20 protein-coding genes are annotated in these 23,265 nt (G+C 59.4%); 13 read left to right on the forward strand and 7 right to left on the reverse strand.

From position 1 onward, the window contains the following. Positions 1-70: 70 nt before the first annotated feature. Positions 71-676 carry an arylesterase gene (locus DFS28_RS06500; RefSeq protein ID WP_111449037.1) on the reverse strand — a complete coding sequence of 202 codons (606 nt, stop codon included), beginning with the start codon at positions 674-676 and terminating at the stop codon, positions 71-73. Positions 677-686: 10 nt separating this feature from the next. Here DFS28_RS06500 and DFS28_RS06505 point away from each other — a divergent pair, with 10 nt between their 5' ends. Genes DFS28_RS06505 through greB form a run of 3 tightly spaced genes read left to right on the forward strand, consistent with a single transcriptional unit; the run spans position 687 to position 4,406 of the window. Then, a complete protein-coding gene (locus DFS28_RS06505) occupies positions 687-1,370 on the forward strand; it encodes an ABC transporter ATP-binding protein (protein ID WP_008148510.1) in 684 nt (227 codons plus the stop codon). Continuing rightward, on the forward strand, positions 1,370-3,874 hold the full coding sequence (locus DFS28_RS06510; RefSeq protein WP_111449038.1) for an ABC transporter permease: 2,505 nt from the start codon (positions 1,370-1,372) through the stop codon (positions 3,872-3,874). Before DFS28_RS06505 ends, DFS28_RS06510 begins: the two co-directional genes overlap by 1 nt. A 34-nt stretch (positions 3,875-3,908) precedes the next feature. Beyond that, positions 3,909-4,406: a transcription elongation factor GreB gene (greB, locus tag DFS28_RS06515; RefSeq protein ID WP_111449039.1), complete on the forward strand. Its 498-nt coding sequence runs from the start codon at positions 3,909-3,911 to the stop codon at positions 4,404-4,406. Between the two features lie 18 nt (positions 4,407-4,424). Here greB and DFS28_RS06520 read toward each other — a convergent pair whose 3' ends face one another. The 3 genes from DFS28_RS06520 to DFS28_RS06530 all read right to left on the reverse strand — a co-directional run bounded on the left by DFS28_RS06520 (position 4,425) and on the right by DFS28_RS06530 (position 6,938). Further along, on the reverse strand, positions 4,425-4,733 hold the full coding sequence (locus tag DFS28_RS06520) for a class I SAM-dependent methyltransferase (protein ID WP_111449040.1): 309 nt from the start codon (positions 4,731-4,733) through the stop codon (positions 4,425-4,427). Positions 4,734-4,978: 245 nt separating this feature from the next. After that, positions 4,979-5,413 (reverse strand): DoxX family protein, encoded by a 435-nt coding sequence (locus tag DFS28_RS06525; RefSeq protein WP_111449041.1) that lies wholly within the window; start codon positions 5,411-5,413, stop codon positions 4,979-4,981. A 103-nt stretch (positions 5,414-5,516) separates the two neighbouring features. After that, positions 5,517-6,938, reverse strand: coding sequence for a transglycosylase SLT domain-containing protein (locus DFS28_RS06530; protein ID WP_111449042.1), 1,422 nt, complete (start codon positions 6,936-6,938; stop codon positions 5,517-5,519). A gap of 235 nt (positions 6,939-7,173) precedes the next feature. Here DFS28_RS06530 and DFS28_RS06535 point away from each other — a divergent pair, with 235 nt between their 5' ends. Further along, the gene (locus DFS28_RS06535) at positions 7,174-7,980 is read left to right on the forward strand and encodes a TatD family hydrolase (protein ID WP_111449043.1); all 807 of its coding nucleotides are present in this window, start codon (positions 7,174-7,176) and stop codon (positions 7,978-7,980) included. 105 nt (positions 7,981-8,085) lie between these two features. On the opposite strand, the gene DFS28_RS06540 is transcribed toward DFS28_RS06535, so the two are convergent. Beyond that, positions 8,086-9,315, reverse strand: a complete 1,230-nt coding sequence (locus DFS28_RS06540) for an acyl-CoA dehydrogenase (protein ID WP_111449044.1) — start codon at positions 9,313-9,315, stop codon at positions 8,086-8,088. Between the two features lie 189 nt (positions 9,316-9,504). Here DFS28_RS06540 and DFS28_RS06545 point away from each other — a divergent pair, with 189 nt between their 5' ends. From DFS28_RS06545 to DFS28_RS06555, 3 genes are all read left to right on the forward strand, one after another. Beyond that, positions 9,505-10,434, forward strand: a complete 930-nt coding sequence (locus DFS28_RS06545; protein ID WP_008148497.1) for a LysR family transcriptional regulator — start codon at positions 9,505-9,507, stop codon at positions 10,432-10,434. 197 nt (positions 10,435-10,631) lie between these two features. Then, on the forward strand, positions 10,632-11,033 hold the full coding sequence (locus tag DFS28_RS06550; protein ID WP_111449045.1) for a MerR family DNA-binding transcriptional regulator: 402 nt from the start codon (positions 10,632-10,634) through the stop codon (positions 11,031-11,033). Between the two features lie 143 nt (positions 11,034-11,176). Next, positions 11,177-12,076, forward strand: coding sequence for a hydroxymethylglutaryl-CoA lyase (locus DFS28_RS06555; RefSeq protein WP_111449046.1), 900 nt, complete (start codon positions 11,177-11,179; stop codon positions 12,074-12,076). Between the two features lie 683 nt (positions 12,077-12,759). On the opposite strand, the gene DFS28_RS06565 is transcribed toward DFS28_RS06555, so the two are convergent. Then, complete coding sequence (locus DFS28_RS06565) at positions 12,760-14,457, reverse strand: AMP-binding protein (RefSeq protein ID WP_111449047.1); 1,698 nt, start codon at positions 14,455-14,457, stop codon at positions 12,760-12,762. Positions 14,458-14,752: 295 nt separating this feature from the next. Here DFS28_RS06565 and DFS28_RS06570 point away from each other — a divergent pair, with 295 nt between their 5' ends. The 4 genes from DFS28_RS06570 (at position 14,753) to DFS28_RS06585 (ending at position 20,422) form a co-directional block, all read left to right on the forward strand. After that, complete coding sequence (locus DFS28_RS06570; protein WP_046047545.1) at positions 14,753-15,916, forward strand: isovaleryl-CoA dehydrogenase; 1,164 nt, start codon at positions 14,753-14,755, stop codon at positions 15,914-15,916. Between the two features lie 12 nt (positions 15,917-15,928). Then, a complete protein-coding gene (locus DFS28_RS06575) occupies positions 15,929-17,536 on the forward strand; it encodes a carboxyl transferase domain-containing protein (RefSeq protein ID WP_111449048.1) in 1,608 nt (535 codons plus the stop codon). A gap of 115 nt (positions 17,537-17,651) precedes the next feature. Next, the gene (locus DFS28_RS06580; protein ID WP_111449049.1) at positions 17,652-18,467 is read left to right on the forward strand and encodes a gamma-carboxygeranoyl-CoA hydratase; all 816 of its coding nucleotides are present in this window, start codon (positions 17,652-17,654) and stop codon (positions 18,465-18,467) included. Further along, positions 18,467-20,422, forward strand: coding sequence for an acetyl/propionyl/methylcrotonyl-CoA carboxylase subunit alpha (locus tag DFS28_RS06585; RefSeq protein ID WP_111449050.1), 1,956 nt, complete (start codon positions 18,467-18,469; stop codon positions 20,420-20,422). The genes DFS28_RS06580 and DFS28_RS06585 overlap by 1 nt, the downstream gene beginning before the upstream one ends. A 39-nt stretch (positions 20,423-20,461) precedes the next feature. Here DFS28_RS06585 and DFS28_RS06590 read toward each other — a convergent pair whose 3' ends face one another. Beyond that, the gene (locus DFS28_RS06590) at positions 20,462-21,112 is read right to left on the reverse strand and encodes a LexA family transcriptional regulator (protein WP_111449051.1); all 651 of its coding nucleotides are present in this window, start codon (positions 21,110-21,112) and stop codon (positions 20,462-20,464) included. 129 nt (positions 21,113-21,241) lie between these two features. Here DFS28_RS06590 and DFS28_RS06595 point away from each other — a divergent pair, with 129 nt between their 5' ends. Together DFS28_RS06595 and DFS28_RS06600 are read left to right on the forward strand one after the other, a co-directional pair. Next, complete coding sequence (locus DFS28_RS06595; protein WP_111449052.1) at positions 21,242-21,583, forward strand: DUF6124 family protein; 342 nt, start codon at positions 21,242-21,244, stop codon at positions 21,581-21,583. A 485-nt stretch (positions 21,584-22,068) separates the two neighbouring features. Then, positions 22,069-23,220, forward strand: a complete 1,152-nt coding sequence (locus DFS28_RS06600) for a M14-type cytosolic carboxypeptidase (protein ID WP_111449053.1) — start codon at positions 22,069-22,071, stop codon at positions 23,218-23,220. The last annotated feature ends 45 nt before the right edge of the window (positions 23,221-23,265 follow it).

Below are 23,265 nucleotides of genomic sequence, written 5' to 3' on the forward strand. Positions count from 1 at the left end.
TTCAGTCGCCAGAGATGAAAAATCTGTTTTCGAGGATCAGCGTCTGTTCTGATCCTCCTGTGAGATTATTTCAAAGCAGCGGTTTCAGTGTAGGCCAGACATTTTCCAGCAACTTGCCCTGAGCCCCGGCAGCCGGGTGCAAGCCGTCGGACTGCATCAAGTCCGGATGACCACCTACGCCGTCGAGAAAAAACGGCACCAATGGGATCTTTTTCTCCTCGGCCAGCGTGCTGTAGACCTTCGCGAAGGCCTCGGTATAACGAACGCCGTAGTTGGGTGGCAATTGCATGCCGAGCAGCAGCACCTTGGCGCCACTGGCGCGGGAGCTGTCGATCATTGCTGCAAGGTTTTGTTGCAATTGCGTTGGCAGCAATCCGCGCAGGCCATCGTTGCCGCCCAACTCGAGGATTACCAGCTCCGGCTTATGCTCTGCAAGCAGCGCGGGCAGGCGCGCCTGGCCTCCGGCGCTGGTGTCGCCGCTGATGGACGCATTGACCACCTTATCGTCGAAACCTTCGCGCTTGAGCCGTTGCTCAAGCAGCGACACCCACCCCAAGCGGGTATCCAGTCCGAAACCGGCGCTGATACTATCGCCAACGATGAGGACAGTACCCGCCGCTGCGTTCTGGGCCATGCACATCAAGGCCAGGCCAGCACTCAAAAACCACACACGCATCGGATTCTCCATGGGCGCAAGCATTCTCACCGCGAAGAACCTCAGCAAAGTGGTTCCCAGCGCGGAAGGTGAACTGACCATCCTGCACGAACTGAGCCTGAAATTGAACAAGGGCGACAGTCTGGCCATCGTCGGTGCCTCCGGTTCCGGCAAATCCACCCTTCTGGGCCTGCTCGCCGGTCTCGATCTGCCAAGCAGCGGTGAAGTCACGCTCGCGGGTCAAGCCCTGAGCAACCTCGATGAAGACCAACGGGCGCGCATCCGCGCCGAGCATGTGGGTTTTGTCTTTCAATCATTCCAGCTGCTGGACAGCCTCAACGCCCTGGAAAACGTCATGCTGCCGCTGGAACTCGATGGCCGCAAAGACGCCCGTGAGCGTGCCACCGAACTGTTGCAACGCGTCGGGCTGGGCCAACGGCTGACCCATTCGCCCCGCCAGCTCTCCGGCGGTGAACAGCAGCGCGTAGCGATTGCCCGTGCGTTTGCGGCAGAACCCGATGTGCTGTTCGCCGACGAACCCACCGGCAACCTCGACAGCCACACCGGCGAGCGCATCAGCGATCTGCTGTTTGAACTCAATCAGGAACGCGGCACGACCCTGGTGCTGGTGACCCACGATGAACGCCTGGCACATCGCTGCCGACGCCTGATCCGCCTCGACGCCGGCCTGCTCGTCCCGCCTCTGGAGGTTTAATGGCACGCCTGCCGCTGTTGCGCCTGTTCAGTCTTGCCATCCGCCAACTGCTGCGCGACGCCCGCGCCGGTGAGTTGCGCGTGCTGTTTTTTGCCTTGCTGGTGGCCGTTGCGGCAAGTACCGCCATCGGCTACTTCGGCGCCCGCCTGAACGGCGCCATGATGCTGCGCGCCACCGAGTTTCTCGGTGCCGACTTGCTGCTTGAAGGCAGCTCTCCGGCACGGCCCGAACAGATTAAAAGCGGCACGGAGCTGGGCCTCGAACACGCTCAAGTGGTGGAGTTTTCCAGCGTCATCGCCACTGACAATGGCATTCAATTGTCCAGCATCAAGGCTGCCGATGACGTCTACCCACTGCGCGGCGAACTGAAAAGCGCCCCGGCGCCCTTCGCCCCGGAAGAACCCGGTGGCGGACCGAAACCCGGTGAAGCCTGGGTCGAAGCGCGACTGTTGACGGCGCTGGACCTGAAGATCGGCGACAGCATCGACGTCGGTATGCGAACCCTCAAACTGGCGCGAGTGCTGACCTACGAACCGGATCGCGCCGGCAATTTCTACAGCCTGACACCGAGGGTGCTGATCAACCTCAGCGATCTCGCCGCGACCGGCGTGGTGCAACCCGGCAGCCGGGTCAGTTACCGCGAACTCTGGCGCGGTAAAGCCGAGGCGCTGGAAGCCTATCGTCAATTGATCAAACCCGGCCTGGCCGCCAACCAGCGTTTGCAGGATGCCCGTGATGGCAACCAACAGATCGGCGGCGCCTTGGGCAAGGCCGAGCGTTATTTGAACATGGCCAGCCTGGTGGCAGTTCTGCTGTCGGGTGTGGCGGTGGCGCTGTCGGCTACGCGCTTCGCCACCCGCCGATTCGATGCCAGTGCATTGCTGCGTTGCCTGGGGCTGTCCCGACGGGAAACCATGGTGCTGTTCAGTTTGCAGCTGATGGTGCTCGGGCTGCTCGCCAGCATCAGCGGTGCCCTCATCGGCTGGTTCGCGCAGCTGGGTCTGTTTGCGCTGCTGCATGATTTATTACCCACCTACGTTCCACCGGGCGGTCTGTTTCCTGCCATTGCCGGGATTGGCACCGGACTGGTGGCGCTGGCCGGTTTTGCCTTGCCGCCCCTGGCGGCACTGGGCCGGGTTCCGCCATTGCGGGTATTGCGTCGAGACATGCTGCCGATTCCTTCCAGCACCTGGATGGTTTACGGCGCGGCATTGGGCGCCCTCGGGCTGATCATGTGGCGCCTGAGCCTGGACCTGCTGCTGACGTTCGCCCTGCTCGGCGGTGGCGTGATCGCAGCGCTGATCCTTGGCGGCTTGCTGTTGCTGCTTCTGAAGAGTCTGCGCCGAATGCTGGCGCGCGCCGCTTTGCCGTGGCGCCTCGGGCTGGGCCAATTGCTGCGTCATCCACTGGCGGCCGCTGGGCAATCCCTGGCCTTTGGCTTGATTCTGCTGTCCATGGCGCTGATCGCATTGTTGCGCGGCGAGTTGCTGGACACCTGGCAGAACCAGCTACCGAAAAACGCGCCCAACTATTTCGCGCTGAACATTTTGCCGGCGGACAAACAGGCGTTCACCGATCGCCTGATCGAATTGTCGGCGCAATCGGCGCCGCTATACCCGGTGGTACCTGGACGGCTGATCAGCATCAACGGCGAGCCGGTACAGGAAATCGTCAGCAAGGATTCGGCCGGTGACCGAGCGATCCAGCGCGACCTGAGCCTGACCTGGGCGGCGGATTTGCCGGCGGGAAACAAACTCACGGCGGGTAACTGGTGGGCCGAACAGACGCCGGACGATATCCCCGGCGTATCGGTGGAAGGCAAAGTCGCCGAAAGCCTGAAACTCAAGCTCGGCGATCACATGGTGTTTACCGTGGGCGGCGTCAATCGCGAAGCGAAAGTCACCAGCCTGCGGGACATCAACTGGGACAACTTCCAGCCCAACTTCTTCATGATCTTCCAGCCCGGCACACTGAAGGATCTGCCGGCGACCTACCTGACCAGTTTTTATCTGGCGGCCGGTCATGATCAGCAGATCGTGGATCTGTCCCGGGCGTTTCCGGCGGTGACCATCTTGCAAGTCGAAGCCTTGCTTGAACAGCTGCGCAGCATTCTCGCCCAAGTCACCCTGGCGGTGGAATATGTGCTGTTGTTCGTGTTGGCGGCGGGGATGGCGGTGTTGTTTTCAGGGCTGCAAGCGACGCTCGATGAACGCATTCGACAAGGCGCCTTGTTGCGAGCGCTAGGGGCCGAGCGGCAACTGTTGGTCAAGGCCCGGCGGATCGAGTTCGGTTTGCTGGGGGCGGTCAGCGGATTGTTGGCGGCGCTGGGTTCGGAACTGGTAAGTATGGTGCTCTACCGCTACGCCTTCGACCTGCCGTGGCACCCACATCCGTGGTTGTTGGTGCTGCCACTGATCGGTGCGGTGCTGATCGGGGGAGCCGGTGTGTTTGGTACGCGCCGCGCGCTGAACGCCAGCCCCCTGACAGTCTTGCGCGAGGGTTGATAGACTCAAGCTCTCTCTATCACAAGAAGTTGCCATGAGCCGTTATCGCCCTCCCCGCCCCGCTGGCACCGCGCTGATCACCCCCGAAGGTGAAGCGCGGATGCGGGCCGAGTTTCATGAGCTCTGGCATGTTCGGCGGCCGCAGGTGACACAGTCAGTCAGCGAGGCCGCGGCACAGGGCGATCGCTCGGAAAACGCCGAATACACCTACGGCAAAAAGATGCTGCGCGAGATCGACAGTCGCGTACGTTTTCTCACCAAGCGGCTGGAAGCGCTCAAAGTCGTCAGCGAAAAACCGAGCGATCCGAACAAGGTTTATTTTGGCGCTTGGGTCACGATTGAAGACGAGGACGGCAAAGAGTCGCGCTATCGCATCGTCGGGCCAGATGAGCTGGACTTGAAACAGGGCCTGATCAGCATCGACTCGCCGCTGGCCCGTGCCCTGATCGGCAAGGCGCTGGACGCCGAAGTTCGGGTTCAGACACCGACCGGAGAGCAGTGCGTGTACATCGTGGCGATCGACTATCTTTGAGCCGCTGCGCTCTAAACCTCAACGACGGGTAATCAGCCCCTGTCGGGCAACGCGAATCAATTGCTTGATCACTTCGGGGGCGTCCTGGAGGCTGGGCGATTGAATCACCGCCAGATCGAAACTGTCGCTGGCAAATCGAGCCAGCGACTCACCCTCTTCGACAAACTGGATCAGGAAGGCCGCAGGCCCACCAGTGCGACGTGGCCAGCCATCGAGATAACGCAAAAGTGTCGGCTGATGTTTGCCGCCAAGCAGGATTTTTGGATTGCGCTGGGTGAGGTGTGCCGTGATCGGCGCGGGGCGTATAACTGGGCTTAGTGCATTCATTGTGTCGTGTCTCTGCCTCAAAAGTCTGCATGGCAGGTGAGAGGCAACACCGAACCAGCGCTTTAGCGGTATTTCGAAGCCTGTTTCAAGCTTCTATCGGCAACTGAATGAGTCACCTGGCGCCCCGCAAGTAGCTGTTTAAATCGGCGCATGAGCAGCATCCTAGAGAAGCTGACCGGACAGTGTCAAGAATGACGAGCAACAAAAAGGCCCGCAATGCGGGCCTTTTCATTGAGCCAGAGCGGTCAGCCAGCGATAGCGCGGTCAGCCGAGAGCTTGCCGGCGCCTTCGATCAACACCGCGATAGTGCCACCGAGCAGGGCCAGGGCGAATTCATAACCGTTGTTGACCATGAACAGACCGTGAGGGAGGTGTACCGAGAAGATCGCCACCAGTGAGAGGATGGTCAGGCCGAGGGCTGCCGGGCGAACCAGCAAGCCAATGATCAAGGCCAGACCGGCGAAGAACTCGGTACCGCCCGCCAGCGTCGCCATCAGGTAACCCGGCGTCAGGCCGATGCTTTCCATGTACTGCGCGGTGCCCGCCAGGCCGTAACCACCAAACGCCCCAAAGAGTTTCTGCGAGCCGTGGGCAGCGAAAATGATGCCGACGAAAATCCTCAAGACAGTCAGGCCGTAGCCAGCGCGGGTAAACAGTACCTTGTTGATCAGTGTGCTCATGCTGTGTCATCCGTTGTCAGTGTGTGTTGGTTGGCCGCTATATTAATCAGTAAATCTCATGTTAAAAGCGCAATTAATGCGCCATAACAATCAGTTTATTCGATTATTTGCGTGAGGCAACTTTCTGCCCCTGGGGCTCCAACGACTCCCGCTCCCGATCGAACGCCAGGTAATACTTGTTCACGCTATTAACATAGCTGACGGCGCCCATTCCCACCTGCTCCATGGCGATGCGTTCGACCTGGAAGAACCACTGATTGGGATTCAAACCGCGCCGACGAGCCTCGGCACGCATGCCCTGAACCCGCTCCGGCCCCATGTTGTAGGCCGCCAGCACGAACGCCATGCGCTCGCGCTCGTTGAGTTTGGGGCTGGCAAAAAACTTGCGACGAATCATCGCCAGGTACTTGGCCCCGGCCTGCACATTGGCGTCGAGATTCTGAATGTTGTCGACCCCCACCCGCTGGGCGGCGGACGGGGTGATCTGCATCAGGCCGGTAGGGCCGCTGCCACTGCGGGCATTGGGTTGCAGGGCCGATTCCTTGAACGCCAGGGCCGCCAGATTCAACCAGTCCATGCCTTGGGCTTCGGCGTGTTTCTGCAGCACCGGTCGAAGTTTTTCGAGGCGCTGCCGATCAGCCTTGGCCAATGGATAGTGCACTTGATACAGACGTCGATAGATCCGCAGGAACGCGGCATCCTGATCCGATGGGTTTTTGTAACCGGTCAGAAAGCGATCAATGCTCGCGCGCAACATAGAGGCGTCGCGGCGCACGAACCAGAACTCTTCGCCCGGTTCACTGATGAGTACCTGCCGATCGAAACGCAATTTGGGCAGGATCTTGCCCCAGCGCTCGGCAATGGGTTGCTCGACGATCGTCAGGTGAAAGATTCCGCCCTGGACCATCTCCAGCACATCCTCGACCGCCAGACTGGGATCGACCCACTCGATGGTCACCGGTGGCAGTTTGAGCAAGGCGAGCTTTTGATTGATCTGGCTGACCGCGTCCCCGGCGGCACTGCCGGTGGGCAACGCCAGGGTTTTGCCGGAGAGTTGTTCGAGACGGGTATAACGTCGCTCGCCTTTGATCCCGACCAATATCAACGGGATGTTGCTGGCAATCGGTTCACTGGTACTGACCGCGTGGCCCGGTTGCAGGTCCAGCAATTCCCCCGGTGCGACCAGATCCCCCTCGCCGCGCTGCAAAGCGCCGATCAGTTGATCCTTGCCCTTGGGAATGATCTTTAGGGTAATTTCCTGACCGTCACGGGCGTGACCGTTGAGGTACTGCTCGAAGGCACGCAAGCGGTGGTATTCAACACCGATGGCCTGACCCTGGACTTCGCCGGAGCTGTTGCGGCTCTGGTTGACCAGCACCCGCAACACACGACTGCTGCGGATTTCCGCCAAGTCTCGCACTTTGGTCGAAGGCACGGCTTGCAACGGCCCGGCCAGACGCGCAACCGCCGGCATCGGCAGCAGCAACGAACAACACAGCAGGAGCAAAACCGAGGGACGTATCATCCACTCTCCAGAAAGAATACTGGGCCGACTTCAAGAATTTTCATGAAATCGAACGACAGAAACAGAGCGCCGTCAGCGCTGGCAAAGTGCGAAAGACTGGCACAGTGATGGCACCCTGACCACCCTGACCTGTCTCGCGGCACCAAGAGACAGCTATAACTCGTTGTAGTTCTTGGCTTTTCTTATAAATCTACAGCTCTGATATGCTTTCCGGCCTTTGGTCCGAGGTAGCACCATGCAACTCATCGATATCGGCGTCAACCTGACCAACCCCAGTTTTGCCGACAAACACCAGGCTGTACTCGACCGCGCCTACGCTGCCGGGGTCTGCCAATTGGTGCTCACCGGCACCAGTGTCGAGGGCAGTGAGCAGGCGCTGGAACTGTGCCGACAACTGGACGAAACGGCTCAACGGCTGTTCGCCACGGCCGGCATTCACCCCCACTGCGCCAGCGACTGGAACGCCGACAGCGCCCAACGTCTGCGCAGTTTGCTCAAGGAGCCAAACGTTGTGGCGGTGGGTGAATGCGGGCTGGATTTCAATCGTGATTTCTCCCCGCGCCCGCAGCAGGAAAAAGTCCTGGAAAAGCACTTGGAGTTGGCGGTCGAGCTGCAATTGCCAGTGTTCCTCCACGAGCGCGATGCCAGTCAGCGCTTGCTGGAAATCCTTCGCGATTACCGTGATCAGTTGCCGGCCGCCGTGGTGCATTGCTTCACGGGCGAAAAGAAGGCGCTGTTCAGTTACCTCGATCTGGATTTGCACATCGGTATCACCGGCTGGATCTGCGACGAGCGCCGGGGCACGCACCTGCATCCACTGGTGAAAGAGATCAAGCGGGGACGGTTAATGCTGGAGAGCGATGCGCCGTATCTGTTGCCGCGCAGTCTGCGACCCAAGCCGAAGAATGGTCGCAACGAACCGGCGTATCTGACCGAAGTGTTGCGGGAAGTGGCGCTGCATCGCGGGGAGAGCGAGGAAGATCTGGCGGCTCACAGCACCGCGTGTGCGCGAGCATTCTACGGGTTGCCAATGGTCGACTGACGAACCGAACCTGTGGGAGCGGGCTTGCTCGCGAAAGCGGTTGAACAGTCAAAATTGATTTTGAATGTCCGTCCGCTTTCGCGAGCAAGCCCGCTCCCACATTAATCAGTGGCTGTTGCGCAACATTTCTTTGGGTACGTACTTGCCGATCTCGAACTTGCCGATCGCCGCGCGGTGCACTTCGTCCGGACCGTCGGCCAGGCGCAGAGTGCGCTGCATCGCATACATGTAGGCCAGTGGGAAATCGTTGGACACCCCTGCCCCGCCATGGATCTGGATCGCCCGGTCGATCACCCGCAAGGCCACGTTCGGTGCGACGACCTTGATCTGAGCGATTTCGCTTTTCGCAATCTTGTTGCCGACGGTGTCCATCATGTACGCCGCTTTTAATGTCAGCAGCCGAGCCATGTCGATTTCCATCCGCGAGTCGGCGATTTTGTCGATGTTGCCGCCCAGGCGTGCCAAAGGTTTACCGAACGCAGTACGGGTTACCGCCCGTTTGCACATCAGTTCCAATGCACGTTCAGCCATGCCGATTGAGCGCATGCAGTGGTGAATCCGTCCCGGGCCAAGGCGACCCTGAGCGATTTCGAAGCCGCGTCCTTCGCCCAGCAGGACGTTTTCGTACGGCACTCGGACATTTTCGAACAGCACTTCGGCGTGGCCGTGGGGTGCGTCGTCGTAACCGAACACGGGCAACGGACGAACGATCTTCACGCCCGGGGCATCCACCGGCACCAGAATCATCGAGTGCTGCGCATGACGCGGCGCGTCAGGATCGCTCAGGCCCATGAAGATCAGAATCTTGCAGCGTGGATCGCAGGCGCCTGAAGTCCACCATTTTTTGCCGTTGATCACCCACTCGTCGCCATCACGCACGGCGCGGGCGGCCATGTTGGTGGCGTCAGACGAGGCCACGTCCGGTTCAGTCATGGCGAACGCCGAACGGATCTCGCCGCGCAGCAACGGTTCGAGCCAGCGTTGCTTCTGCTCTTCGTTGGCGTAACGCACCAGCACTTCCATGTTCCCGGTGTCTGGCGCGGAGCAGTTGAACGGCTCGGGGCCCAGCAGCGAACGACCCATGATTTCCGCCAACGGCGCGTATTCGAGGTTGGTCAGGCCGGCGCCGAGTTCGGACTCAGGCAGAAACAAATTCCACAAACCTTCAGCCTTGGCCTTGAGTTTGAGCTCCTCCATGATTGCGGTCGGCTGCCAGCGATCGCCCTCGGCGACCTGGCGCTCGAACACCGCTTCAGCGGGATAAACGTAGGTGTCCATGAACGCGGTCACGCGCTCACGCAGTTCTTGCACCTTGGGCGAATAAGCGAAATCCATGGGCAGCTCTACCTTTTGACTGAGGGTTTTGATGAGTTGTTCAGGTCATGCATTCGATGCTAGAACAGCTACGAAAATTTACCTAGCCTATTCTCGGCGTGTATTAACATTCATCACCGATATATGATCGGGTGATCGCCAAGGCCTCCGGCCACAACAAAAAGCCCCAAACAATAAGAGTGCCGCGCAATGAATCTGAGCAAGGTCGACCTCAACCTTTTCATCGTCTTCGACGCGATCTACACCGAAGCCAACCTGACCCGCGCCGGGCAGATTGTCGGCATTACTCAACCGGCGGTCTCGAACGCCCTGGCCCGTCTGCGCGAGACCTTCAATGACCCATTGTTCGTGCGTACCGCTCAGGGCATGGTCCCGACGCCCATGGCGCAGAACATTATCGGGCCGGTGCGCAACGCCCTCTCCCTGCTGCGGGTATCGGTGCAGGAAAGCCGTATTTTCAACCCGTTGCAGGCGGTCAAGACCTACCGCATCAGCATGACCGACCTCACTGAAGCGGTGATCCTGCCGCCGCTGTTCCAGCGCCTGCGTCGCCTGGCACCGACGGTGATCATCGAAAGTTTCCTGTCCAAGCGCCGCGAAACCACCAAGGAACTGGCGGCCGGGCGTCTTGATTTCGCCGTCGATGCCCCCCTCAACACTGACCCGCAAGTGCGCCACGTCAAGTTGATGGAGGACCGTTACGTGTGCGCCATGCGCAAGGGCCATCCGCTGGCGGGCAAAGAAAAGTTCACCCTCGACGATTACCTGTCGCTGACCCATATCCATATCTCCAGCCGCCGCAGCGGTCTGGGTCATGTCGACCTGGCCTTGGGAAAAATGGGCATCCAGCGCAAGATCGCCCTGCGGTCCCAGCATTACTTAATGGCATCCCAAGTGTTGCAGCAGACCGACATGGTGATGACCGTGCCGGAACGTTTTGCCCGTCGCCATGATTTGTACTCGGTGAACCTGCCGGTCAACGATGTGCCGCCGGTGGAAACCCACCTTTATTGGCACGAAAGCACCGACCAGGACCCGGCCAACCGCTGGATGCGCGAGCAGATGATCGAGTTGTGCCAGCAGGTGACGGCACATGAGAAGAAGCTCGATAAAGTGTAGGGCTTGGCACCGCGTCATCGTTCTTCGCGAGCAAGCCCGCTCCCACATTCGATCGCATTCTTTCTGAAAGAACTGGGTTAAATGTGGGAGCGGGCTTGCTCGCGAAGAGGCCCGTAAGAACACCGAAGATCAGCGATGCTTGACGTAAACGTCAACCTGCCATTAGCTTAGCGCCATGACCTTTTTCGAGCGCTTCCATGAGCAGCCAGACCTATAGCATTTCCGACCTCGCCCGCGAGCTCGACATCACCACCCGGGCCATTCGCTTTTATGAAGAGCAAGGCCTGCTCAGCCCCGAGCGACGCGGGCAGGAACGCATTTACTCGCCCCGTGACAAGGTCAGCCTGAAGCTGATCCTGCGGGGCAAGCGCATTGGTTTCTCCCTGGCCGAATGCCGCGAGTTGATCGAACTCTATGACCCCACCGGCGGCAATCAGAAACAGCTGCAAACCATGCTGACCAAAATCGCCGAACGCCGCGAACAGCTGGAGCAGCAGATGCTAGACATCGAACAGATGAAGCTGGAACTGGACACCGCACAGGAGCGTTGCACCCAGGCGCTGGAACAGACCATCAAAAACCAGGAAGTCATTCAATAGGTCTACACAAATCTAATGTGGGAGCGGGCTTGCTCGCGAAGGCGATCAGTCAGCCAACATCAATGTTGAATGTAAGTCCGCTTTCGCGAGCAAGCCCGCTCCCACATTTGAACAGTGTTCGTCCATAACAATAGGTCAATCCCATGTCCCTACCCACTCACGTACGCCTGGTCGAAGTCGGTCCACGCGACGGTCTGCAAAACGAAGCCCACCCCATCAGCGTTGCGGACAAGGTGCAACTGGTCGACGCGCTGACTGCCGCCGGTCTCGGCTATATAGAAGTCGGCAGTTTCGTGTCGCCCAAATGGGTACCGCAAATGGCCGGTTCCGCCGACGTCTTCGCGCAAATCCAGCGCAAGCCTGGCGTGACGTATGGTGCACTCGCCCCGAACCTGCGCGGGTTTGAAGACGCCATTGCAGCCGGGGTCAAGGAAGTCGCGGTCTTCGCTGCCGCGTCAGAATCGTTTTCCCAGCGCAACATCAATTGCTCGATCAGCGAAAGCCTGGAGCGCTTCGTGCCGATCATGGACGCCGCCAGGCAACACGGTATCAGCGTGCGCGGTTACGTGTCCTGTGTGCTGGGCTGCCCTTACGAAGGTGACGTCGCGCCTGCACAAGTCGCTCGGGTCGCTCGCGAGCTCTACGCGATGGGCTGCTATGAAGTTTCCCTGGGCGACACCATCGGCACCGGCACCGCTGGCGCGACCCGCAAGATGATCGACGTGGTGTCGGCCGATGTACCCCGTGAAAAACTGGCCGGGCACTTCCACGACACCTATGGCCAGGCCATGGCCAACATTTACGCCAGCCTGCTGGAAGGCATCTCGGTGTTCGACAGCTCCATCGCCGGCCTCGGCGGCTGCCCATACGCCAAGGGCGCCAGCGGTAACGTCGCGACCGAAGACGTGGTTTACCTGCTCAATGGCCTGGGTATCGAGACCGGTATCGACCTGGACGCCTTGATTCTGGCCGGTCAGCAGATTTGCGCAGTGCTGGGGCGACCGACCGGTTCGCGCGTGGCCAACGCTCGTAGCGCACAGTGAGTGCGCGGATGTGCCGGGGTGTTACCGCCGCGTCTGAAACGTGGGGCGCAAGCGAGTAACACGGAAACAAATTGTCGGGTTTTGACGGAACGAAAAATCCGACAAAATCATAAACTATTGATTTAAAAGGATTTTTAAAAGTTGGCACGGCTTCTGCTATCTCTATGGCATAACAAGAACAAAAAAAGCGGCAAACCTAATAAAAATAAGACGTAACGACTCTGACATAACAAAAACAACACGGCAGAGACGCAGCTAACAGATTTTTTTGGAGAGGATATGCTTTTCAGGGTGCTTTTCGGAGTAACCCGCAACCGGGCAGAGAACAATAAAACTACCTTCAGGTAGCTCCCGAACTGGTTGGATCGCTTAGCGAAAAAGTAGATCAGCGCTCAAAAAAATACGTTTGCTCTTGATCCCGGATGGGGATCGACAAAAACAGCGGTAAAGGGTCACGGTTTCCAAAAACAACAACAGACCGCCCCTCAATAATAAAAAAAGAGCACGCGCAACGACAAAATTAAAGGGGAGCTTCGGCTCCCCTTTGTGCTTTCCGGCATTCGTGTTTTCCTCGATCAAATTGTGGGAGCGGGCTTGCTCGCGAACGCGGCGTGTCAGTCACTGCATGTGTCGACTGATCCACCGCGTTCGCGAGCAAGCCCGCTCCCACAAGGGGAATGTTGTCAGTCTTGGTTACCGCGCAATTCCTCGATACTGATCTCACGCATCCGAAACTTCTGGATCTTCCCGGTCACGGTCATCGGAAACTCATCGACGAATTTAAAGTAACGCGGTGTCTTGAAGTGCGCGATGCGCTCCTTGCACCACGCTTGCAGCTCCTGCTCGGTAGCACTGTGGCCAGGATGGAATTTGATCCAGGCGACAATCTCTTCACCATACCGCGAGCACGGAATCCCGATCACTTGCACATCCGCCACCGCTGGATGGGTAAAGAAGAACTCTTCCAGCTCCCGCGGGTAAACATTCTCACCGCCGCGGATGATCATGTCCTTATTACGTCCGGCAATGCATACGTAGCCTTCGTCGTTCATGCTCGCCAGATCACCGGTGTGCATCCAGCCGGCCTGGTCGATGGCTTCCGCGGTGCCTTGCGGGTTGTTCCAGTAACCGAGCATCACGCTGTAGCCGCGGGTGCACAGCTCACCGATAGTGCCGCGCGGCACGAGATTGCCCGCCTCGTCGATGATCTTGCTTTCCAGTTGTGGCTGGGTGCGACCGACGGTGGTGACGCGCAATTCCAGTTCGTCTGACGGACCGGTCTGCAATGACACCGGACTTGTTTCCGTCATGCCGTAGGCAATCTGCACTTCGCTCATGTGCATCTCACTGATGACCCGACGCATCACTTCGATCGGACAGGTCGCCCCCGCCATGATCCCGGTGCGCAGGCTCAACAGATCGAATTCAGAGCGCTTTGGCTGATCGAGCATGGCGATGAACATGGTCGGTACGCCGTAAAGCGCGGTGGCCTTTTCTTCGGCGACGGTAGTCAGGGTCAGCAGTGGATCGAACGCATCGTTGGGATAAATCATGGTGCTGCCGTGGGTCATGCAACCGAGGTTGCCCATGACCATGCCGAAGCAGTGATACAGCGGCACCGGAATGACCAGGCGATCACTCGCGGTCAAGCCGAGGCTTTCGCCGACCATGTAACCGTTGTTGAGAATGTTGTAGTGACTGAGGGTCGCGCCCTTAGGGAAACCGGTGGTACCGGAGGTGTACTGGATGTTTACCGCTTGGTCGAAATGCAGGCTGTTTTGACGTTCGCTCAACTGCTGCGCCGACACGCTCCCCGCAAGATCGGTCAATTGCGACCACGGCAGGAAACCCGATGGCGGCTGGGCATCAAGGCTGATGACACCGCGCAGCTCCGGCAGTCGTTCACTTTGTAACTTTCCGATGGATTGCTCAGCCAGCTCGGGAACGAGGCCTTGCAGCATCCCGTGATAGTCGGAGGTCTTGAAGGCACCGGCGCAGACTAGCCATTGGCAACCGGATTGCTTCAACACGTATTCGAGTTCGGAGCTGCGGTAGGCCGGGTTGATGTTGACCAGAATCACGCCGATTTTCGCGCTGGCGAACTGGCTGATACACCATTGGGCGCAGTTCGGTGCCCAGATACCCAGACGGTCACCGGTCTGCAAGCCCAGCGCCAACAAAGCTTTGGCATGCAGATCCACGGCTTCTGCCAGTTGCTGCCAGGTGTAGCGCAACTGTTGATGGCGCACGACCAGCGCCTCTCCGGTCGGGTACTGCGCGACGGTGTTATCGAACGCCTCGCCAATGGTCATCGCCAGCAAGGCTTTGTCCTGGGAACCACGGGTGTAACTGCGCTGCGGGCTTGCACTGGGTTGATCCATGACGACCCCTATTGTCTTTATTAGTGGGTTGCCGAACGTCACCTGTGGGAGCGGGCTTGCTCGCGAAAGCGGCGGGTCAATCGACATGAATGTTGAATGACAAACCGCATTCGCGAGCAAGCCCGCTCCCACAGAGTCGGTCCGCTTTACCGTGTCGAAACTGGCTCTACTCTCGCTCAAGTTGACGTTAACGTAAAGGGCGATTGACAGCCATTCGTCACAGGCTTACGTTAACGTAAAGGTGAGAACCAAATCACGGCCCTCCCTACCCTACAAAAATGCCAAAAGGTGACCCATGAGCTACCCATCCCTGAACTTTGCCCTCGGTGAAACCATCGACATGCTGCGCGATCAGGTTCAGTCCTTCGTCGCCAAAGAGATCGCACCACGCGCCGCTCAAATCGACATCGACAACCTGTTCCCCGCCGACCTGTGGCGTAAATTCGGCGACATGGGCCTGCTGGGCGTAACCGTCCCGGAAGAATACGGCGGTGCTGGCCTGGGTTACCTGGCGCACGTGGTGATCATGGAAGAAATCAGCCGCGGTTCGGCCTCGGTCGCCCTGTCCTACGGCGCGCACTCCAACCTCTGCGTCAACCAGATCAACCGCAACGGCAATCACGAACAGAAAACCAAATACCTGCCGAAGCTGATCAGCGGCGAACACATCGGCGCCCTGGCCATGAGCGAACCGAATGCCGGTTCCGACGTGGTGTCGATGAAACTGCGCGCCGATAAACGCGGCGATCACTACGTCCTCAACGGCAGCAAGACCTGGATCACCAACGGCCCGGATGCCAACACCTACGTGATCTACGCCAAGACCGACCTGGAAAAAGGCCCCCACGGCATCACCGCGTTCATCGTAGAACGTGATTCCAAAGGCTTCAGCCGCAGCAACAAATTCGACAAGCTCGGCATGCGCGGTTCCAACACCTGCGAGCTGTTCTTCGACGACGTCGAAGTACCGGAAGAAAACATCCTCGGCGTGCTCAATGGCGGCGTGAAGGTGCTGATGAGCGGTCTCGATTATGAACGCGTTGTCCTGTCCGGCGGCCCGACCGGGATCATGCAGGCCTGCATGGACTTGATCGTGCCGTACATCCACGACCGCAAGCAGTTCGGCCAAAGCATCGGCGAATTCCAGCTGATCCAGGGCAAGGTCGCCGACATGTACACCCAACTCAACGCCAGCCGCGCCTATCTCTATGCGGTAGCACAAGCGTGCGAACGCGGCGAAACCGCCCGCAAGGACGCCGCCGGCGTCATCCTCTACAGCGCCGAATGCGCGACCCGAATGGCCCTCGACGCGATCCAGATTCTCGGTGGCAATGGCTACATCAACGAATTCCCGGCCGGTCGCCTGCTGCGTGACGCCAAGCTGTACGAAATCGGTGCCGGTACCAGTGAGATCCGTCGCATGCTGATCGGTCGCGAACTGTTCAACGAAACCCGCTAAACGGAGCTGTCCATGGCTATCCTGCATACCCAGCTCAACCCCCGTTCGGCGGAGTTCGCGGCCAACAGCGCGGCGATGCTCAAACAGGTCGACGACCTGCACACCCTGCTCACTAAAGTGCAGCAAGGTGGCGGCCCGAAGGCGCAAGAGCGCCACACCTCGCGGGGCAAACTGCTGCCTCGTGAACGGATCAATCGCCTGCTCGATCCGGGTTCACCGTTTCTCGAGATCAGCCAATTGGCGGCCTACGAGGTGTATGGCGAAGACGTTCCGGCTGCTGGCGTGATTGCCGGGATCGGTCGCGTGGAAGGCGTCGAATGCATGATCGTCGCCAACGACGCCACCGTAAAAGGTGGCTCGTATTACCCGCTGACCGTGAAAAAACACCTGCGCGCCCAAACCATCGCCCAGCAGAATCGCTTGCCGTGCATCTATCTGGTGGACTCTGGTGGCGCCAACCTGCCACGTCAGGATGAGGTGTTCCCGGACCGTGAGCACTTCGGACGGATCTTCTTCAACCAGGCCAACATGAGCGCCATGGGCATTCCGCAAATCGCGGTGGTCATGGGTTCCTGCACCGCCGGTGGCGCGTACGTGCCGGCCATGGCCGACGAAGCGATCATGGTGCGCGAGCAAGCGACGATTTTCCTCGCCGGCCCGCCGCTGGTGAAAGCCGCGACCGGTGAAGTGGTCAGCGCCGAAGACCTCGGCGGGGCCGATGTGCACTGCAAGATTTCCGGGGTCGCCGACCACTACGCCGAGAGTGACGAACACGCCTTGGCCATTGCGCGACGCAGCATCGCCAACCTCAACTGGCGCAAACTCGGTGAGCTGCAAAAGCGCACGCCGATCGCCCCGCTTTACGCCAGCGACGAGTTGTACGGCGTGGTGTCGGCGGATGCCAAGCAGCCGTTCGACGTGCGTGAAGTGATTGCGCGGTTGGTGGATGGTTCGGTGTTCGACGAATTCAAAGCACTGTTCGGGACGACCCTGGTGTGCGGCTTCGCCCATTTGCACGGTTACCCGATCGCGATCCTCGCCAACAACGGCATTCTGTTCGCCGAAGCCGCGCAGAAAGGCGCGCACTTCATCGAGCTGGCCTGTCAGCGCGGCATTCCGCTGCTGTTCCTGCAAAACATCACCGGTTTCATGGTCGGCCAGAAATACGAGGCCGGCGGCATCGCCAAGCACGGCGCGAAACTGGTGACCGCCGTGGCATGCGCCAAGGTGCCGAAATTCACCGTGATCATCGGCGGCAGTTTCGGTGCCGGTAATTACGGCATGTGTGGGCGAGCTTACGATCCACGTTTCCTGTGGATGTGGCCGAACGCACGCATCGGCGTGATGGGCGCCGAGCAGGCGGCGGGTGTTTTGGTGCAGGTGAAACGCGAGCAGGCCGAACGCAGTGGCCACGGTTTCAGCGCCGAGCAGGAAGCCGAGATCAAGCAACCGATCCTCGACCAATATGAAGAGCAGGGTCATCCCTACTACTCCAGCGCCCGGTTGTGGGACGACGGCGTCATCGACCCGGCGCAAACCCGCGATGTATTGGCCCTGGCCTTGTCGGCGTCGCTGAACGCGCCAATCGAACCGAGCCGCTTCGGCGTGTTCCGGATGTGATTTTCTGTAGGAGCGGGCTTGCTCGCGAAGGGTTCACCGCGGTTTACCTGATGCACCGCGTTATCGTTCTTCGCGAGCAAGCCCGCTCCCACAAGAGTTGTGGAGACGGATATATATGAGCGACTTCAACACCCTCGAACTGCTGACCGACCCGCGTGGTTTTGCGACCCTGTGGCTCAGCCGTGAAGAAAAGAACAACGCCTTCAACGCCGAAATGATCCGCGAACTGATCCTCGCCCTGGACAAAGTGTCGAGCGACACCAGTCTGCGTTTCCTGCTAGTGCGCGGACGCGGCAAGCATTTCAGTGCCGGCGCAGATCTGGCCTGGATGCAGCAATCGGCCGAACTCGATTACCACACCAATCTCGACGATGCCCGGGAACTGGCGGAGTTGATGTACAACCTCGCCAAGCTGAAAGTCCCGACGCTGGCGGTGGTGCAAGGCGCTGCATTCGGTGGTGCGCTGGGCCTGATCAGTTGCTGCGACATGGCCATCGGCGCCGATGACGCGCAGTTCTGCCTGTCGGAAGTGCGCATCGGCCTGGCCCCGGCGGTGATCAGCCCGTTCGTGGTGCAAGCCATCGGCGAGCGCGCGGCACGTCGCTACGCGCTGACTGCCGAGCGTTTCGGCGGACAACGAGCGCGGGAAATCGGCTTGTTGTCGGAGAGTTATCCGATCGCTGAGCTGGAGCAAAAAGTCGAACAGTGGATCGACAACCTGCTGCTCAACAGCCCGGCCGCCTTGCGCGCCAGCAAGGAATTGCTCCGCGAAGTCGGCCACGGCGCGCTGACCCCGGCACTACGCCGCTACACCGAAAACGCCATCGCCCGCATCCGCGTCAGCCCCGAAGGTCAGGAAGGCCTGCGGGCCTTTCTGCAAAAACGTCCGCCGAGCTGGCAAGCCGAAACCACCACCAAGGAGCCGCGTTGATGAGCGCACCTGTTCTCACCACCCTGCTGGTGGCCAACCGCGGCGAAATCGCTTGCCGGGTGATGCGCACCGCCAAAGCCCTGGGCTTGACTACCGTGGCCGTCCACAGCGCCACTGACCGTGAAGCCCGACACAGCCGCGAAGCGGATATCCGCGTCGACCTCGGTGGCAGCAAAGCCGCTGACAGTTACCTGCAAATCGACAAACTGATCGCCGCCGCCAAGGCCAGCGGCGCTCAGGCGATTCATCCGGGTTATGGCTTTCTTTCCGAGAACGCCGGGTTCGCCCGTGCGATCGAAGAAGCCGGCCTGATTTTCCTCGGCCCGCCCGCCTCAGCCATCGATGCCATGGGCAGCAAATCCGCCGCCAAAGCCTTGATGGAAACCGCCGGCGTACCGCTGGTGCCCGGCTATCACGGTGAGGCTCAGGACCTCGACACCTTCCGCGACGCCTGCGAACGCATCGGTTATCCGGTGCTGCTCAAGGCCACCGCAGGGGGCGGCGGCAAAGGCATGAAAGTGGTCGAGGATATCAGCCAGTTGGCCGAAGCCCTGGCCTCGGCTCAGCGTGAAGCGAAATCCTCGTTCGGTGATTCGCGAATGCTGGTGGAGAAGTACCTGCTCAAACCGCGTCACGTGGAAATCCAGGTGTTCGCCGACCAGCACGGCAATTGCCTGTACCTCAACGAACGTGATTGCTCGATCCAGCGTCGGCACCAAAAAGTCGTTGAAGAAGCACCCGCTCCAGGCTTGAGCCCGGAACTGCGTCGCGCCATGGGTGAGGCCGCCGTGCGATCGGCACAGGCCATCGGTTATGTCGGCGCCGGCACTGTGGAATTCCTGCTGGATTCGCGGGGTGAGTTCTTCTTCATGGAGATGAACACACGCCTGCAAGTCGAACACCCGGTCACCGAAGCCATCACCGGCCTCGACCTGGTGGCCTGGCAGATTCGTGTGGCCCGTGGCGAAGCGCTGCCGATGACTCAGGCCGAGGTTCCGCTGATCGGCCATGCCATCGAAGTGCGGTTGTATGCCGAAGACCCGGGCAATGATTTCCTGCCGGCGACCGGTCGACTGGAGCTGTACCGTGAATCCGCTCAAGGTCCGGGACGGCGGGTGGACAGTGGCGTCGAAGAAGGCGATGAAATTTCACCGTTCTACGACCCGATGCTCGGCAAACTGATTGCCTGGGGCGAGGATCGTGAACAGGCGCGACTGCGGCTGCTGAGCATGCTCGATGAGTTTGCCATTGGCGGGCTCAAGACCAACATCAACTTCCTGCGCCGGATCGTCGGCCATCCGGCGTTTGCGGCGGCCGAACTGGATACCGGATTCATTCCGCGTTATCAGGAAGAACTACTGCCCGTCGCCTCAGACCTCAGTGACGAATTCTGGCAAGCCGCCGCCCAGGCTTTTGCTCAAAGCCAGCCGAGTTCTCCACGAGCCGATGACCCGGTTTCACCTTGGGCCAACAGCAACGGTTTCCGTGCCGGACTGCCGACAGAAATCACCCTGCACTTGAGTTGTGAAAGCCAGGATCGCGCGCTGACATTGGGCGACGCTGATGCCCACACCGCTCAACTCAAGGGCGAGCAACTGCTGACCGAGCACAACGGCCTGCGCCGCCAGCATCGGGCAATCCGCCGGGGCGACGTTCTGTATCTGCAATGGGAAGGTGAATTGCGCCGCATCGAGTCCTACGACCCGATCAGCGCCGTCGAGGCCAGTCACAGCCATCACGGCGGGCTGACCGCGCCCATGAATGGCAGCATCGTGCGGGTATTGGTGCAAGCCGGGCAAACGGTCGAAGCCGGGGCGCAGCTGGTGGTGCTGGAGGCGATGAAGATGGAGCACAGCATTCGGGCGCCACACGCCGGGGTGATCAAGGCGCTGTATTGCCAGGAAGGCGAGATGGTCAGCGAAGGCAGTGCGCTGGTCGAGTTTGAAGAAGCATGAAATGAAGATCGGTCCTACGTCTTGCGAGGACCGATCTGATTAGAATTTGGCGGTTGCCTGGACCACTACGCCGATAATTCGGCACTCGTCGGTGAAGATAGCCTTCGGATAGGTCGGATTGAGCGGGACCAGGTAACGCTGCCCGCCCTCTTCGATCAGCTTGCGAAAGGTCGCCTCGGCGCTGTCCGGCCACTGGGCGATCACCAGTTTTCCGGGTTCCGGCACGATGGCCGGGTCCACCAGGATCATCATGCCCTCGGCAATGCTGATACCCGTGGGCGCGGTCATCGCATCGCCCACCACACTCAGCCAGAAGGCCGGGCCCTGGGCGTGGTAGTCGGTCAGCTCGAAGCGTTCCTCCTTGCGATACACCGTCAGCTCACCATCGCGCAGCTGCGCCGGCTCCTTCCAGTCACTGACCGGGTAGCGGAAGTACGGGTTGTACTTCAGCGCCAGAGGCATCTCCTCCTCTTCCAGGATGAGGGGTTCGCGGATCACCAGCACCACTTCGAGAAAGTCCATGCCCAGCGCCTTCAACACACGGTTCATGTTGACGACGCCGGGGTCGCGGCGTTTGTTCAGCCAGTGGCCGACGCCGCCCTGGGACATCCCGAGGCGATCTGCGAGTTCTTCTTGAGTGACTTTGAGTTCACTCATCTTGGCCTTGACCAATTCAATCCATTTATCCATGTGCGGCACGATACGTGGGCGCCTCCAGCCGTCAAAACACAAATTGTAGTATTTAATCTCTCGTCATAAATACAGTACGTACTAGGATGGGTTCACGGATCTGAATCTATCACGGAGTTTGCCATCGCCATGTCCATCCCCTGCAACGACCTGCCTGACATGCACATCGACACTTCCCTCACCTCGCCCAAAGGCTCTGCCGCCGCGCAACGAGCGCTGGACTATTACTTGAAACCAGCTGTTTCAGAGGACGTGGTCGAAGAACGTTTCTTTGACGTAAACCGCAACATCAGCTGCGAAGAGGCGCTGGTCCATGCCACCGATTTGCTGCGTTGTGCAGCCGCTATCGCGTACGAGTCAGCCAGCAATTTGCAGGGTGCAAGTCGGGACCTGGCGATTTCGACGGTGCACATGATCGACATGGCCAGGGCGATGGTGGATCGATCCCTGGAGGGCGATCAGAACGGGTGAGACACGGGTACTGACAAGGAGGACGGGAAAGAACTTTCCAATCGCGCAGATAAAAACATTTGACTTGCAAACGAGAATGATTATTATTGCACGCAGCTGGTCGCGAGATCAGTCGATTGTCCAAGTGACCTTAGGTCGGTCTCCTGGACTATCTCCTCATCAGGCTAATCACGGTTTTTGACCCGGCTTTTTGCCGGGTCTTTTTTTTTGCCAGTTATTCTGGCTTTACCTTCAGGCTAATGAAGTCTTTAGGTGCTGCAAATTCGAATGGCGCGGATGATATCAAAAGAATATCCATTGGCAAGAGAAGCCCGGCTTCATTGGCCCAAACTAATCATAAATAGCGCTTGAGAATCAATCGCACAGTCTCTAAGCTTCGTCGGCGTCAAGGAGGACGCCCCCCCGCTTCACCCAGAATTTCCCCCCGGTTTTTCCCTTCCCAGCGTGTAAAGTAACAGCCATAAAATCATATTCAGGAATCGACTATGACCGTGGCTAAATCCTCTTTCGACATCAGTGCCAACTTCGACAGTGGCAACATTGAAGTACTGGACATCAGCAATCCGTTGCAAGCCCTGCTGGCCATCAAGCCAGACACCCGCAGCCAGCACTTTCAGTGGTTCCACTTCAAGGCCAGCGGTCTTCACGTCGGTCAGGAACACTGGTTTCGTCTGAACAATGCCAGCAAGTCCTCCTACAACAAAGCCTGGGATGGTTATCAGGCGGTGGCGTCCTACGACCACGTCAACTGGTTCCGGGTGCCGACCATTTTCGAAGGTGACTGCCTGCGCTTCAGCCTTGAAGCCACCGCCACCCACGCCTGGTTTGCTTACTTCGAACCCTACAGCCGTGGCCGTCACGACTGGCTGATCGAGCAAGCGCTGACCAAGGCTGGCACCGAACTGCTGGCCACCGGAAAAAGTGTCGAAGGTCGAGACATCCAGCTGCTGCGTAAAGGCACGGGCGCCGAAGGTCAGCGCAAAGTCTGGATCATCGCCCAGCAACACCCCGGCGAACACATGGCCGAATGGTTCATGGAAGGCGTGATCGAACGCCTGGAAAAACACGACGATCCTGTATTGAACAAACTGCTGACCAGCGCCGATCTGTATTTGGTGCCGAACATGAACCCGGACGGCGCTTTCCACGGTCACCTGCGCACCAACGCGATGGGCCAGGACCTGAACCGCGCCTGGCAGAGCGCCAGCCAGGAAATCAGCCCGGAAGTGTTGTTCGTTCAGCAACAGATGGAAAAGTATGGTGTGGACCTGTTCCTCGACATCCATGGCGATGAAGAAATCCCCTACGTGTTCACCGCCGGTTGCGAAGGCAACCCGGGTTACACGCCACGGATCGAAAAACTCGAAGAGCACTTCCGCAGTCATCTGAAGCACCTGACCAAGGACTTCCAGACCAAGCACGGCTACACCCGTGACGAACCGGGCAAAGCCAACATGACCCTGGCGTGCAACAGCGTCGGTCAGAAATTCGACTGCCTGTCGCTGACCCTCGAAATGCCCTTCAAGGACAACAACGATGCGCCGAATGCGCTGACCGGCTGGTCTGGCAAACGCTCGAAGCAATTGGGCAAGGATGTACTGACAACCGTCGCGGAAATGGTCAACACCTTGCGCTGATTGCCCGATCCATGTAGCAGCAGCCTCGCAGGCTCGGCAGCTGCT

This window comes from Pseudomonas sp. 478 (genome assembly GCF_003254125.1).
Taxonomy (GTDB): Bacteria; Pseudomonadota; Gammaproteobacteria; order Pseudomonadales; family Pseudomonadaceae; genus Aquipseudomonas.